The following is a 14,442-nucleotide window of genomic DNA, read 5'->3' as shown; positions in this document are numbered from 1 at the left end:
TCACGTACACAGGCGAATCGGACTGTCTCGTATGGAGGTTTCCTGTGGCTACATCATCTCTCGAACTGACGGCAAGTCGCCCCTTTCCCCCTCGACTAGGGCCCAAAGGCTCTCTTATCTACAGACTTGTTACCACCACCGATCACAAGCTGATCGGAATCATGTACCTCGTCACGTGTTTCGCCTTCTTCATGGTGGGCGGTCTGATGGCGCTGCTGATCCGCGCCGAACTCACCACGCCGGGGCTCGCGTTCCTGTCCAACGAGCAGTACAACCAGCTCTTCACCATGCACGGCACCGCCATGCTGCTGTTCTACGCAACGCCCATCGTGTTCGGCTTCGCCAACGTGGTGCTGCCATTGCAGATTGGCGCCCCCGACGTGGCCTTTCCCCGACTGAACGCATTATCGTTCTGGCTCTTCTTGTTCGGCGCTCTCATCGCGATGGCCGGCTTCATCACCCCCGGCGGCGCCGCCGACTTCGGCTGGACCGCCTACACCCCGCTCTCCGATGCCATCCACTCGCCGGGTGCCGGTGCTGACCTGTGGATCCTGGGCGTTGCCGTCGGCGGTCTGGGCACCATCCTCGGTGCGGTCAACATGATCACCACCATCGTGTGCATGCGCGCCCCCGGCATGGTGATGTTCCGGATGCCGATCTTCACCTGGAACATCCTGGTCGTCAGTGTGCTTGTGCTACTGGTGTTCCCGCTGCTGGCCGCGGCTGCCATCGGGCTCGCCGCCGACCGTCACCTGGGCGCACACATCTTCGATCCCGCCAACGGCGGTGTCCTGCTGTGGCAGCACCTGTTCTGGTTCTTCGGACACCCCGAGGTATATGTGTTGGCCCTGCCGTTCTTCGGTGTGGTGTCGGAGATCTTCCCGGTGTTCAGCCGCAAGCCGATCTTCGGTTACACCACGCTGGTCTTTGCGACCCTGGGCATCGGGGCCTTGTCCATCGCGGTGTGGGCGCACCACATGTACGCCACCGGCGCCGTGCTGCTGCCGTTCTTCTCCTTCATGACGTTCCTGATCGCCGTCCCGACGGGTATCAAGTTCTTCAACTGGATCGGCACCATGTGGAAGGGTCAACTGACCTTCGAAACCCCCATGCTGTTCTCGATCGGTTTCCTGGTCACCTTCCTCTTCGGTGGCCTCACAGGTGTGCTTCTGGCCGCTCCCCCCATCGATTTCCACGTCACCGACTCGTACTTTGTAGTGGCGCATTTCCACTACACGTTGTTCGGAACCATCGTGTTCGCCAGCTTCGCTGGCGTGTATTTCTGGTTCCCGAAGATGACGGGCCGCCTGCTCGACGAACGACTGGGCAAGTTCCATTTCTGGCTGACCTTCATCGGCTTTCATGCCACGTTCCTGGTGCAGCACTGGCTGGGCAATGAGGGTATGCCGCGCCGGTACGCCGACTACCTGCCCACCGATGGCTTTACGGGGTTGAACGTCGTGTCGACGGTCGGTGCGTTCATTCTCGGTTCGTCGATGCTTCCGTTCGTGTGGAACGTGTTCAAGAGCTACCGGTACGGCGAGGTTGTCACGGTCGACGACCCGTGGGGCTACGGCAACTCCCTGGAGTGGGCCACCAGCTGCCCGCCGCCACGGCACAACTTCACCGAGCTGCCCCGAATCCGTTCGGAGCGCCCGGCATTCGAGCTGCACTACCCGCACATGTCCGAGCGCATGCGCGCCGAGGCGCACGTCGGGCACTAGCCCGGAACGTGGCCGCCGTCCGGCTCGTGTCCGAAAACAAAGCGGCGGCCGGTGATCTGCGCCGGGATGACGCGCACATAATGCAGCTTCACGGTGGGTATCCACGGGTAGAGGCCACCTTGGTCGGCCTCGTCGATATCGGCCGACGAGTTCAGCACCTGTGCCGCACCACGCACCACGACACTCCAGCCACCAATGTCGTTGTGATCGTCCGCCTCGAACAGCACCTCGTCGCTCACGACTGCACCGAAAAGCTTGGTGCCCTCAGCCGTCCGGAACAGTACGGTGCCGCGCTGGGTCACGAAGTTGATCGGGAAGATCTCGGGTCTTCCATCGATCACCACGACCAATCTGCCCAGCTTGGCGCTGGACAGCAGCGTCCAGCTTTCGTACTTTTCCAGCAGGGTCACGGGTTGCGAGTCGGGCGTCATGACTGCATGATCGCCGACCGCGGCGGCCATAGCTAGATACGAAAGTCACTATCTGAGGGCGGCAATCAGCGAGTGAAAATCCTTGAGCCCGCGTGGATCTACTCCCATGTACGTGAGATAGGAAATGCCCAGTTCTTCGCGTAGCCCGATGATCTGCTCGATGAGTGCCCCTTTGGACCCGTGCAACAGCGTAGGAGAGGCGAGTAACTGTTCATCGGAGTCATGTGGCCGGTAGACACGCATCAGCCCCAGATCAGGTGCGCGGTCAATCGCAACATCGAATATCCCCAAGTTCAGTTCCGGCGTGTCAGTGCGTTGACCGGCCGCTGCCAGCACATATGCGGCACGTTCGGCGAGATCGGCGTTCGTCTTCGCATCGGAGATCGCAACGATATCGGCTTGCTGCGCCGCGAGTTTCAGGATCTTGTCCCCCTTGCCCGCGATCATGATCGGCACGGGAACCTGGACTGGCCGCGGCCAATGCTGCGGGCTCGAAAGCAGCCCCCGCAGCGCGCCGAGAGCATCGGCGAGCTGCTGCACGCGTCCGGCGGGACTCAGGAACGGCACTCCCGCTGCCTCGTACTCCTGCTCGACATAACCGGCCCCCAATCCGATCTCGACGCGGCCACCGGTGAGCCGGTCGATCGTGGCAATGTCGCGCGCAAGTAGACGCGGCGAATAGAAACCGGTAGTCAGTACGAAGCTTCCGACCCGGATGCTCGTCGAGGCGCTCGCGGCGGCAAGCATCACCGGGAAGGGCGCACCCACACCAAGGTGATCGGGAACCACAACAACGTCCACCCCGCAATCCTCGGCCTGCCGCACCTGCTCACGGATCTGGACAGGATCGCCATGGGAGATCAGATTCGTGCCAAACCGAAATCCGTGTCTAATCACCGAGATTCCCACCTCTCAAGATCTGGACCAAGCACTTGTTTGGTGTTATGCAGGTCTGAGGCTACCGGTTGCGAGGAGGCAATGACATGGTCTATCGAGTGGTCCAGTGGGCGACGGGCGAAGTGGGCAAGGCGGCAATCCGCGCGGTACTCGCCCATCCGGAATTACAGCTGGTGGGGTGCTGGGTGCACTCCCCGCAAAAGACCGGCGTCGACATCGGAGAGCTCATCGGGCACGCGCCCATCGGCGTCACAACAACCAACAGTCTGGAAGACATCCTCGCCCTGGACGCCGACTGCGTGATCTACAGCCCGCTGCTTCCCAATCCGTCCGAGGTCTCGGCATTACTCGCCTCAGGAAAGAATGTGGTTACCCCAGTCGGTTGGTTCTACCCAGACAGTTCGGGCGTCGATCTGGATGCCACCGCGCGCCAGGCCGACGTAACGCTGCACGGCACGGGAATTGACCCCGGCGGCATCACCGATCTTTATCCGCTGATCTTCTCGTCTATGACATCGGCCGTAACGTACGTGCGCGCCGAGGAGTACTCAGACATCCGCACCTATGGCGCTCCGGACGTCATCCGACACATCATGAAGTTCGGCGGCACTCCCGAAGAAGCAATCAGCGGCCCCATGCCCAAACTGTTGGGCGGCGGGTTCAAACAGTCCCTGCGAATGATCCTCGATGGCATGGGTTTCGCAGAGGTGGAGATCCGGCCCAGCCTCAAGGTCGCCGTCGCCACCGCAGACATCGACTCTCCGATCGGCACCATCAAACCCGGATGCGTTGCCGGTCAGCAATTCTCGTGGGAGGCATTCGTCGGGGACGAGGCGGTCGCACGTATCGCCGTGAACTGGCTGATGGGCGAGGAACACTTGGAACCCGCCTGGTCGTTCGGCCCGGCAGGCCCGCGCTACGAGGTCGAGGTGCATGGCACTCCCTCGTCATCGTGCACGATCACCGGCTTTCATCCCCACAGCGTCGAGGCCGGGCTCGTCGCCAACGAGGGCGTCGTCGCGACGGCCGCGCACTGCGTAAACTCCGTGCCCTATGTATGCAGGGCCGAGCCGGGACTCAAGTCCTACCTTGACCTTCCGCTCATCGCGGGCAGGGCGCATCCTCGGCTCCACCGGTGACCGGTGGAGCCGAGGACAGCTCGTTAAGCAGCGTCCTTGTGGGATGAGCCGCCAGCTCCCGACCCCTCGGTCCCGCCGCTCTTCGACGGGCTGGGGGTCGCGGGTTTGGCCGCCTTCGGCTCCGCGCCTGCCGGTCCGCTCTTGTTACCGATGGTCGCGGCGGGCTCAGATTTGGACGGCGCACCAGTGATCTTCTGAACCGCGTCAGAGGCCTTCTGGAGCGCGGCCGAGAGGTGTTCCTTGACGCTCGGCACGCCGCGCGGGGTTTTACCCGGCTCGGACTTGTTTCCGCCGCTCAAATCCGTTGCACCGTTGGCCTTGACCGGCTTGCTCGGCAGCGTGATGACCTTCGCCAGCGGCTTGTCCTCCGGAGCCTGAACGGCGGGATTCTTTACTGCGGGCGCATTCGCCTCCGGCGCCTTTACTTCGGGCGACTTTGCTTCCGGTGCAGCCGATTCATCGGCCTTGGCGGCCGGCTTGGCCAATCCGGCCGTCTTCTCCGTTGCCACCTCGACCACCGCGGCAGTCTTCTTCGCCTCGATGACCTTCGCGCCGGAGAGCTTCGACTCGTGGGGCTCGGTGTTGGCGTTGGGTTCGCGCGCAGCAGTCGACTTGCTCTCCGTCACCTTGCTTTCGGCGACTGCGGCCTCCGGCTTGACGGATTGGTCCAGCGCCTTCGGCAATGCGCCACGCACCTCGTTGATGACGTCACGCGCCACTGCTACCGGGAAGTGCACCGTGGACTTGATGACGTCCACCACTCCCTTGGCGACCTCGTCGGCCACCTTGGAGATATCGCCGGTCGCGATCGCCTGCTGGATGCGGTACGCCGTGGTTTGCGGCTGTACGAAGAAGTTGCGGAAATCTACGAACAGCTTGGTCGGCAATGACGGGTTCTGGTTGACGGGCTTGCCATTCCACTCCTTGAGCGTCCAGCCTCCCTCGGGGGTGCCCTCCACCTTCACCACCGAGGTATTACTCAGCGGGTCGGAGAGCAGCAGGGTGGGATCCGGATTGTCCACGTTCATCATGACCCAGAACATGATGGTGGCCCCATGCGAGTAGACCACGGCATTGCGGTCGCCGTTCTCGTAGATCGTCTTCACCGAGTCATCGACACGGGCATCAAACGCGTTGCCGTCCTCACCTCCGGGCACGGGCACGAAACGTGCGCCCACCGTCCACAGCAGGGGCGCGGCGATGTATCCGATGCGGCCGATGCCTTCCTTCTCCGATTGCCCTTCGAAGATGCCCGCGCCTATCTCACGCAGGCCGCCCAGCACGGTGGCCTTCTGCCCGAGTTTGTCCTCCATGGGCCTGGCAGTCTCCTGGGTACGGATCATGTCCGACGCATAGATGCCGTCGAAACCGCCGCCGAGCGCGTCGGCGACATCCTTCGCCTGCTGTTGGCCCGTAGCCGTGAGGTGGGGTCCGGGGACCGAGGTGTCGATCTTCCCCGACGCATTGCCTTCGGACTCACCATGTCGCACAAAGGTAATGGTCATCGGATCGGCCGCCCAGGCTACGACCGCGGTGACGATCGAGAAGACGAGGGCAGCGATCACCATCGTCAGGACACGCGACATTGCCCGCGTTTTCGATTCACGCATTAAGAATCCCCATCCATAGGTCATGTGAGTGCGCTCACATTAGCGATGCCCGATCCGAGTTAGGCAATGTTTCATCCCACTGAGCGGACCATATGGATGTGACCAAATCTGGAACGAGATGTTAAGCGAAAACCCTTGCAGGGCTGAATATTCAGTGCTATCGCTACATCAGCCCGGCTAGCGCGAGCCGGCCTTCTCCCCTTCTTCGAAGATGGCCGAAGCCGGCCCGACGATTAGGGGGTCCGGCGCTCCCACGATCTCGGTGTCCTTGTTGTCATAGTCAAACTGCGAGAGCACGTGGCGCATCGCCTCCAGCCGGGCACGCTTCTTATCGTTGCTCTTGACCACCGTCCAGGGCGCGCTGTCGGTGTCGGTGTAGAAGAACATCGCCTCCTTCGCCTCGGTGTAGGCGTCCCACTTGTCCAGAGACGCAAGGTCAGTCGGCGAGAGTTTCCAGTGGCGCACGGGATCGGTGCGTCGCGCTTCGAAGCGGGCCAGCTGTTCCTTACGGCTCACCGAGAACCACAACTTGATCAGGTGCGTCCCCGAATTCACCAGCATGCGTTCGTATTCTGGCGCCTCACGCAGGAATTCAGCGACCTGCGAGGGAGTGCAGTAGCCCATCACCCGCTCGACACCAGCCCGGTTGTACCAGGAACGGTCCATCAGCACGATCTCCCCACCGCTGGGCAGGTGCGCGGTGTAACGCTGGAAGTACCACTGTGTCTGCTCTACCGAGGTCGGCTTCTCGAGTGCTACGACGCGGGCGCCGCGGGGATTGAGGTGCTCGGTGAACCTCTTGATCGATCCACCCTTACCGGCGGCGTCCCGGCCTTCGAAGATGATGCAGATCTTCTCGCCGCGTTCCTTGACTCACAGTTGCAGCTTGAGCAGCTCAATCTGCAACTTGCGTTTGGTCTTCTCGTACTCCTTGCGACTGAGCTTCTCGTCGTAGGGGTAGCCCTGTTTCCAGGCATCCTTGCCCTCTTTGGTGCGACTGATCCCGCCGCGCAGGCTCGCGAGTTCATCGAGCTCGGCGGCGTAGTCCACCGTGACGGAGGCGTTCGGTTTCTCTTGATCGGCCATAGGTTCAGCATCCCACGTGGGCACAAAGTCCCATGTGGGAAACCCATGGCCGATTAGGCCAGGCGCCCGGCCAAACGCGGCGGAATCAGGCGCATGATCAAGGTCACCGGGGCCCACGGCCAGCGAGGTACCGCGGCGCGGCCGGGCTCCCTCTCGATGGCATCCACCATGGCAGTCACACCGGTCTTGGTATCCACCATCATCGGCGTGGTGGGCGATTTGGCGCTCAGGTCGGTCTGGATGTAGCCCGGCTCGATGGTGCTGACCTTGATTGGGCCACTGGCATATTCGGCGCGCAGCGACTCGCCCAGCGAGGAGAGCCCAGCCTTGCTGGCCGCATACGCGGCCTTCGTACCCGGTAGCCCCTTGGCGGCGGTCACCGAAGAGATAAGCACCAGGTGCCCGCGTCCCTGCTCTTTGAACAGTGCGAGCGACGCCTCGATCTGCACCAGTGCACCAATGAGATTGGTTTCGATGGTTTGGATGTTGGCCCACGACTTGCCGCCGCCCAGGTGCCAGCCCTTGGCGATTCCGGCGTTCACAACCACGCGATCCAGACCGCCGAGCTCGTCGCGCAGCTCGGCGAAGACCACCGGCACCGAGTCATGGTCGGTGACGTCCAGGGAACGCACGGCGACCTTGATGCCCGGGCTGGCGGCCAACAGCTCCGCCTTGAGTTCTTCCAGCGCCTCGGTGCGCCGGGCGCACAGTGCCAGGTCGCGTCCCTTCGCGGCGAACTGACGGGCCATCTCGGCGCCCAGGCCGGAGCTTGCCCCGGTGATGAGGATCTTCTGTCGCGTCACGTTGCCACTTTATTTCAGGAGCCGCGAGAGCCGACGGTCGGCCAGCACCTTGCCGCCGGTCTGGCATGTCGGGCAGTACTGGAAGGATTTGTCGGCGAAGGACACCTCCCGCACCACGTCACCGCACACCGGGCAGGGCATCCCAGTGCGGGCATGAACCCGCAGTCCGGATCGCTTCTCCCCCTTGAGAGTCGCCGCCTGTTGTCCCACGCTGCGCTGCACAGCATCGGTGAGAACCGACTGCATGGCCTCGTACAGCGCCGTGCGTTGACCCTCGGTGAGCGTCTTTCCACTGGCGAAAGGGGACAGCTTGGCCACATGCAGGATCTCGTCGCTGTAGGCGTTGCCGATCCCGGCGATCACCCGCTGGTCGGTGATCACGTTCTTCAGACGTGCGGTAGTGCCGGACAGGATGTCGGCCAACCCGGTGTCGGTCAGCGAGAGGGCGTCGGGCCCCAGTGCGGCGATCTGCGGCACAGCAGCCGGGTCTGCCACGACCCAGACAGCCAATCGCTTTTGGGTGCCGGCTTCCGTGAGGTCGAATCCCGGTGCCTCGCCGGGTGTTCCAAGATGAACCCGCAGTGCGATAGGCCCTTTGCCCGGTTTGAGCGGCGCGGCGGCCAGCTTGTCCGACCAGCGCAGCCACCCCGCTCGCGACAAATGAGTGATCAGGTAGTGACTGCCAACCTGAAGGCCCAGGTACTTGCCCCAACGCGTCGCACCCGTCACGGTGTGGCCATGCAGAGACGTGACCGGCGGATCGAAGGTCTTGAGCACCGAGAATGCCGAGACATCGATGCGGCCGATGGTGGCCCCGGTGGCGTGGCGCCGCAGGTGGTCAGCGAGCGCCTCGACTTCGGGTAGTTCGGGCATGGGCCCAGTCTGCCTCTACTCGCCGACACTCCGCAGTAGATAGGTATCCATGATCCAGCCGTGTTCGGCCCGGGCCGCGGCACGTATCTCGGCGATCCGGTCGCCCACCGCGCCGACGGACCCCGACACCAGCAGCTCGTGCTCTGTGCCCAGATAGGCACCCCACCAGATCTGCGTTGACGGGTCCAGCTGCCGGAATGCGCAATCACCGTCGAGCATCACCACAACGGTTCCGGTGCGAGGCCACTCGTCCAGCAACCGGCGCCCCGTCGTGATGAGCACCGGTTCCCCGATACCGTTCAGCACGATCCGGTGGCGCGCGGTGAGCGCGGCGACTGCGGTGATACCCGGTAGCACGTCGTAATCGAACGCATGAGGATCCTCGACCAGGATCGCGTCGAGGATGCGCAGCGTGCTGTCGTAGAGGGACGGATCACCCCAGGCCAGAAAGGCGCCGACGCCACCCTCCGGCAACTCGGAAGCAATTGCTTTGCCCCACAGAGCGGCCCGTTCTGCGTGCCACTGCTTCACCACACCCCGATACTCGCCGCTGCCACGCACCGGGTCGGGCAGTTCGACGAAGCGATAGTCGGGTTCGGTGATGTACCGCTCGCAGATATGGCGGCGCAACTCGACCAGGTCACCCTTGGTGTCGCCCTTGTCTGCGACGAAGAAGACGTCGACCTCGTTGAGCGCCGCGATGGCCTGCACGGTCAGGTACTCGGGATGGCCAGCACCGATCCCGATGACGCGGATCCGTCGCATCCCGACTTAGGAAGCAGCCGAATTGGGAGTCAACACCGCCGAGATCCCCTCAGTGATCGCCGACACGGTGAGCAGGTTGCCGATGAAATCACCCAGCTGCTCGTCGGTCTGAGTCGCCACAACGCCGGGAGTGACCAGTAGCGAAGCAGCGATCCGGAAGCTCCACTCGGCGGCGGCCTTGACGTCGATGACGGCCAGCTGCTCGTCGGTGAGCAACTTGCGGAAGTACGGGGCCAGCAGCACGGTCGTCTGATCGATGAACGGACGCGCCTTGACGGTCAGATAAGGCAGCACCTGCTCGGGGTTCTCCTTGAGACCCTTCTGCAGCAACGGGTGATGACGTCCGTGCTGAACGATGCGCACGATGGCGTCGATGAATCCGGTGCGGGGGGTCTTCGCAGTCGCGAAGACCGGCTCCAGTATTTCGCCGAATCGGAGAAACTCCCGATGGAACAGCGCCTCGATGATCGCGGCCTGATCACCGACGTGCTTGTAGACGGTGGGCCTCGACAGGCCGGCCTTCTTGGCGATCAAGGCATGCAGGCGCGCCTCATATCCGTGCTCCAGCAAGCATTCTTCGGCGGCATCGAGGATGCGGCGGCGAATCTCGCCGTGATCGCGGGTACGGCCGCGATGGCTTGACCGGCTCACTTTCATCGGTGCCTACTTTCGTTCGCCACAAAAATTACGTGGCACTTCGCGTCTCACTTGACGCCCCAACCTGCAACGTTTACGTTTGACATACTAACGGAAAGGACTGTCAACGGTGACGTCTACCCTCAATAACGGCCCCGCTCGTACCCCGAATCGGGAGGAATACTCCGACCGGCTACTCAAGGGCTCGGTGCGCCGTTCCTACCAGCCCATGGTGGATCTGGACTGGGATGCGCCGTTGGATCCGGACAAGTACTTCCTTCCCCCGAAGGCAATCTCTCTGTACGGCACCGACATCTGGAACAACATGTCGCGCGCTGAACAGATCGAGCTGTCCAAGCACGAGATGGCCAACGTCCTGTCGGTCGGCATCTGGTTCGAGAACATCCTCAACCAGAGCCTGCTGCGCGCCCTCATGCATGCCAGACCGAACAGCAGCGAGACCTTCTACTCGCTCACCGAGATCGGTGACGAGACCCGCCACATGACGATGTTCGGTAAGGCGATATCGCAAGCCGGGGTCGAGCCCTACCGGCTACCGCTCTACCAGCGGTGGCTGGCCAACGCCTTGCCCCTGGTCCTCAAGGGCCCAATGCTGTGGGTCGCCGCGCTGATTGGCGAGGAGATCTTCGACGCCATCCAGCGCGAGATGATGGACGATCCCGAGCTGCAGCCAATGGTTGCGCGGCTCATGCGAATTCACGTCACCGAGGAAGCCCGGCACATCCAGTTCGCCCGCGACGGCCTGCGCCAGCGTGTTGACAAACTGCCGCGTTACGCGCGTTTCATCGTCCGGCAGGTCAACGGCTTCGGTGGCCCCATCTTCATGTACCTGTTCACGAATCCGAAGATGTACCGCAATGTCGGATTGCCCGGATATCAAACCCAGCGGATTGCGTACCGCAACGAGAACTTCCGCGAGACCCAACAGCTCGGTTTCGCACCGCTGTACAACTTCCTCACCGGCATCGGCCTGATGGGCGGCACTTCACGCTGGATGTGGCGTAAAGCAAAGTTCGTCGCATGATGGATGACGACGATCTGTACGACGGCCTGGCTGTTATCACCGCAGGCGAGTTCACCGTCGAGTCCCGGGTGCGACTAATCGGGTTCTTCAACCCTCTGGACGGCAAGTTCCATTGGCAGGGAACGATTTACGCCAAACCCGAGGGTGGTGAGCTCAAGGGCGGAACTCATGTCACCATCGCCGTGGGCGAGACCAGTGCGCAAGGACGCATCACTGAGCAGACCCCGTGGGGCCACTTCTCGGTCGCGGGTGTCGGCGCACCGCCGTACCCGCTAGCCGAGATCGAGCTCGACGTCGCCAACTGACTTATCGGTGCGCAGACCACGCCAGCTGGAGTGCTTGAGAATCCCGCCGGGCGTGCGATCACCGTAGCGAACCTCGGCGACCAGGACCGGTTCGACGAACTGCACATCTTTGGCCTCGACCGCGGAAAGCGGTGCGCTGAAGGGTGATTTGTCACAGTGCAACGGCTCCAGCTGCTCCTTGAGCGATGCCAGCTCTTTTTCGGTGAATCCGGTGCCCACCCGTCCGGCATAACGAAGTCCGTCGGGCGCCGGTATCCCCATCAGCAGCGCACCGATACCACTGCTGCGTCCGCCTTGCCCCTTACGCCAACCACCGATCACGATCTCTTGGCTGCGCCAGTTCTTCGCCTTGATCCAGGACTGGGTGCGGCCCGGAGCATAAGCCGAATCCAGCCGTTTGGCGACGACGCCCTCCCAGCCCCGCTCATGCGAATGAGCCAGCGCCGCATCTCCGTCGCCGTTCAGTTGCTCGGGAACGGTCATCATCTCGGTGCCGGCCCCCAGCACGTCGAGCAGGCGGCGCCGGTCACGATACTTGGTGCGCAGCAGGGAATTTCCATCCAGATACAGCAGATCAAACGCCCAGAATCGGATATCGGCACTCGGCGTCCGATTCTGCAACAACGAGAAGCTCGGCAGCCCCCTGGAATCCAGTACCACCACCTCACCATCGAGAACCACACGGTGCTCACCCAATTCCCGGGAGAGCTGCCGCAAGGCCGGGAACTCCTCGGTGACGTCGCGCCCACTGCGCGCCACGGCCCGCAGCCGACCGCGGTCGCATTCGAGGATGAGACGGTAACCATCCCATTTACCTTCGAATGCCCACTCATCGGCGGTCAGGCCCGCCACAGATCCGGTAGTCGGCAGCATCGGCGCGAGGCCAACTGGCATTGCGCCAGGTGAGCGCTGATCCTTCATGCGATGCGCCAGCCACTGCTTGCCATCGGTCTGAATCAGCGCATACCGCCCCGAGATTCGCTTGCCATGCAGGGTGACAATGACTTCTCCCTTCACCCCACCGTTGGCGCTGGAGCCGTCGCGTGGATCAATGAACTTCTCGGTGTCATAGGTTCCCGAGTCCCAGATGGTGACCTCACCGGCGCCGTACTCCCCCTTCGGAATGGTGCCCTCAAAGGTCCCGTATTCGAGCGGGTGATCCTCGGTATGCACCGCAAGGTGATTGACGGACGGCTCCATGGGCAGATTCTTAGGGACCGCCCACGAGACCAGCACACCGTCACGCTCCAACCGAAAGTCGTAATGCAGCGCGGTGGCGTGATGTTCCTGAATCACAAACGAACTATCGGGGCCGGCTTGCGGTTCGACGGCGGGCACCGGTTCGGGAGTGCGCGCCGGATCGCGCATGCTGCGATACGTCGACAGCTTGTCTTCGATAATCGCCACATCGTCGAGCCCTGCCAGCAGATCACCGTCACGCTCGGCGCGCGCCAGGACTTCGTCAAACCGCAACTGGCGCAGTCCTGGGTCGTCCAATTCGTCCCATGTACGGGGTGCGGCAACGGTCGGCGCCTCGCGGCCACGCAGCGAGTAAGGGGCAACCGTTGTCTTGGAACCGCTGTTCTGACTCCAATCCACGAAAACCTTGCCTGCACGTAGTTCCCGGGTCATCGTCGCGGTGACCAGGTCCGGCATCGACTGCTCCAGTTGCGTCGCGACCTTTCTCGCGACGGTCACCGCACCGGATGAACTGACCGGCTGCGCCAGCGGCACATACAGGTGCAGCCCCTTGCTCCCACTGGTCAGGGGAAAGGTGGTCAGCCCGATATCGCCGAGCACATCGCGCACCGCGCGGGCGACCTGCGCCAGCTGCGGTAGCTCCACGCCTTCGCCTGGATCCAGATCGAATACCAATCGTGTTGCCGGTCCTGGATTTTCGCCGACAAACCGCCACTGCGGCACATGCACTTCCAGTGCCGCCTGCTGGGCGATCCAGGCCAGTGCCACCGAGGTGTCGATCAACGGGTAGGTGACGTAGCGGGATTTGTGCTCGATACGCCGCCGGGGAAGCCAGTCGGGGGCCGACGACGCGAGGTCCTTCTCGAAGAAGGACGGCTGCTCAACGCCATTAGGCCACCGTTTACGGGTGACCGGGCGCCCCGCGAGGTGGGGCAACATAAGCGGAGCGATGGCGGTGTAGTAGCCGAAAACGTCCGCCTTGGTGGTGGCCGGAGTGGTTCCGGTTGGCGGATACAGCACCTTGTCCGGATTGGTGAGCCGCACGAACGCAGTTGAGACCGCACCGGATGTCGCGGACTGCGCGGCTCCGGTGGGCCATACTGGGGATATGCGTTCCATCTGGAAGGGCTCCCTCGCCTTCGGGCTGGTGAACGTCCCTGTCAAGGTATACAGCGCGACCGAGGACCACGACCTCAAGTTCCATCAGGTCCACAACAAGGACAATGGCCGGATCCGTTACAAACGCACCTGCGAAGAGTGCGGTGAGATCGTCGAGTTCCGGGATATCAACAAGGCCTACGAAGCCGAGGACGGCCGCACCGTCGTGATCACCGATGAGGATCTGGCGACCCTGCCCGCAGAGTCAAGCCGCGAGATCGAGGTGCTGGAGTTCGTTCCCGCCGCCGAACTCGACCCGCTGCTGTATGACAAGAGCTACTACCTGGAGCCCGATAGCAAGTCTTCGAAATCGTATGTGCTGCTGGCACAGACACTCGCGCAGACGGATCGGGTAGCGATCGTGCATTTCGCGCTGCGCAACAAGACACGCCTGGCGGCCTTGCGGGTCAAGGACTTCGGCACGCGTCAGGTGATGATCATCCACACGCTGCTCTGGCCTGACGAGATTCGTGAACCCGACTTCCCGGTGCTGGACCAGGAAGTGAAGATCAAACCGGCCGAACTGTCGATGGCGGGGCAGGTGGTGGAGTCGATGGCCGACGATTTCGATCCAAGCCGATACAACGACACGTACCAGTCGCAGCTGCTGGAGATGGTGGAAGCCAAGCTCGACGGTGGAGAGGCGTTCACTAAGGAAGAGGCACCCACCGAGCTCGATGCCACCGATGTCTCTGATCTGCTGGCCAAGCTCGAGGCCAGCGTCAAAAAGCGTCAGGCCGAGAAGGCCAGTACCAACTAGGCGATGCCTC

Annotated in this window: 13 protein-coding genes and 1 pseudogene; 5 read left to right on the top strand and 9 right to left on the bottom strand. The window is 62.7% G+C overall.

The window, feature by feature from the left end:
* Positions 1-44 precede the first annotated feature (44 nt).
* The gene (gene ctaD, locus AOT87_RS01290) at positions 45-1,724 is read left to right on the top strand and encodes a cytochrome c oxidase subunit I (RefSeq protein ID WP_057968670.1); all 1,680 of its coding nucleotides are present in this window, start codon (positions 45-47) and stop codon (positions 1,722-1,724) included.
* Here the strand turns inward: ctaD and AOT87_RS01285 are convergent.
* Both AOT87_RS01285 and AOT87_RS01280 read right to left on the bottom strand, forming a co-directional pair.
* Positions 1,721-2,155, bottom strand: coding sequence for a pyridoxamine 5'-phosphate oxidase family protein (locus AOT87_RS01285; protein WP_057968683.1), 435 nt, complete (start codon positions 2,153-2,155; stop codon positions 1,721-1,723). The two genes, ctaD and AOT87_RS01285, sit on opposite strands and share 4 nt — an antisense overlap.
* A 48-nt stretch (positions 2,156-2,203) precedes the next feature.
* The gene (locus AOT87_RS01280; RefSeq protein ID WP_234796447.1) at positions 2,204-3,052 is read right to left on the bottom strand and encodes a TIGR03621 family F420-dependent LLM class oxidoreductase; all 849 of its coding nucleotides are present in this window, start codon (positions 3,050-3,052) and stop codon (positions 2,204-2,206) included.
* A gap of 86 nt (positions 3,053-3,138) precedes the next feature.
* Between AOT87_RS01280 and AOT87_RS01275 the strand changes: the two genes are divergently transcribed.
* Complete coding sequence (locus tag AOT87_RS01275) at positions 3,139-4,191, top strand: dihydrodipicolinate reductase (RefSeq protein ID WP_057968671.1); 1,053 nt, start codon at positions 3,139-3,141, stop codon at positions 4,189-4,191.
* Between the two features lie 23 nt (positions 4,192-4,214).
* Here the strand turns inward: AOT87_RS01275 and AOT87_RS28575 are convergent, their stop codons facing one another.
* The 6 genes and pseudogenes from AOT87_RS28575 to AOT87_RS01245 form a co-directional block, all read right to left on the bottom strand.
* Positions 4,215-5,801 carry a histidine phosphatase family protein gene (locus tag AOT87_RS28575; RefSeq protein WP_234796448.1) on the bottom strand — a complete coding sequence of 529 codons (1,587 nt, stop codon included), beginning with the start codon at positions 5,799-5,801 and terminating at the stop codon, positions 4,215-4,217.
* Between the two features lie 177 nt (positions 5,802-5,978).
* Positions 5,979-6,887: pseudogene (gene ppk2, locus AOT87_RS01265) on the bottom strand (polyphosphate kinase 2).
* Positions 6,888-6,940: 53 nt separating this feature from the next.
* Entirely contained in the window at positions 6,941-7,690 is a 750-nt protein-coding gene (locus AOT87_RS01260; protein WP_046252715.1) for an SDR family oxidoreductase, read from the bottom strand.
* Between the two features lie 9 nt (positions 7,691-7,699).
* Positions 7,700-8,563 carry a DNA-formamidopyrimidine glycosylase family protein gene (locus AOT87_RS01255; protein WP_046252714.1) on the bottom strand — a complete coding sequence of 288 codons (864 nt, stop codon included), beginning with the start codon at positions 8,561-8,563 and terminating at the stop codon, positions 7,700-7,702.
* Positions 8,564-8,578: 15 nt separating this feature from the next.
* Positions 8,579-9,328 carry a precorrin-6A synthase (deacetylating) gene (gene cobF / locus AOT87_RS01250; protein WP_057968672.1) on the bottom strand — a complete coding sequence of 250 codons (750 nt, stop codon included), beginning with the start codon at positions 9,326-9,328 and terminating at the stop codon, positions 8,579-8,581.
* Between the two features lie 6 nt (positions 9,329-9,334).
* Entirely contained in the window at positions 9,335-9,985 is a 651-nt protein-coding gene (locus tag AOT87_RS01245; protein ID WP_046252712.1) for a TetR/AcrR family transcriptional regulator, read from the bottom strand.
* A 109-nt stretch (positions 9,986-10,094) separates the two neighbouring features.
* Between AOT87_RS01245 and AOT87_RS01240 the strand changes: the two genes are divergently transcribed.
* Positions 10,095-11,009 carry a diiron oxygenase gene (locus tag AOT87_RS01240; RefSeq protein ID WP_046252711.1) on the top strand — a complete coding sequence of 305 codons (915 nt, stop codon included), beginning with the start codon at positions 10,095-10,097 and terminating at the stop codon, positions 11,007-11,009.
* A complete protein-coding gene (locus AOT87_RS01235; protein ID WP_052740106.1) occupies positions 11,006-11,314 on the top strand; it encodes a DUF4873 domain-containing protein in 309 nt (102 codons plus the stop codon). The genes AOT87_RS01240 and AOT87_RS01235 overlap by 4 nt, the downstream gene beginning before the upstream one ends.
* Here AOT87_RS01235 and AOT87_RS01230 read toward each other — a convergent pair.
* The gene (locus tag AOT87_RS01230; RefSeq protein WP_057968673.1) at positions 11,282-13,633 is read right to left on the bottom strand and encodes an ATP-dependent DNA ligase; all 2,352 of its coding nucleotides are present in this window, start codon (positions 13,631-13,633) and stop codon (positions 11,282-11,284) included. The two genes, AOT87_RS01235 and AOT87_RS01230, sit on opposite strands and share 33 nt — an antisense overlap.
* Here AOT87_RS01230 and AOT87_RS01225 point away from each other — a divergent pair.
* Positions 13,623-14,432: a Ku protein gene (locus AOT87_RS01225; RefSeq protein WP_046252709.1), complete on the top strand. Its 810-nt coding sequence runs from the start codon at positions 13,623-13,625 to the stop codon at positions 14,430-14,432. The two genes, AOT87_RS01230 and AOT87_RS01225, sit on opposite strands and share 11 nt — an antisense overlap.
* Positions 14,433-14,442: the final 10 nt, after the last annotated feature.

Source organism: Mycobacteroides sp. H003 (genome assembly GCF_001440135.1).
GTDB classification, from domain to species: Bacteria; Actinomycetota; Actinomycetes; order Mycobacteriales; family Mycobacteriaceae; genus Mycobacterium; species Mycobacterium gwanakae.
This window is presented reverse-complemented; position numbering and strand designations above follow the sequence as displayed.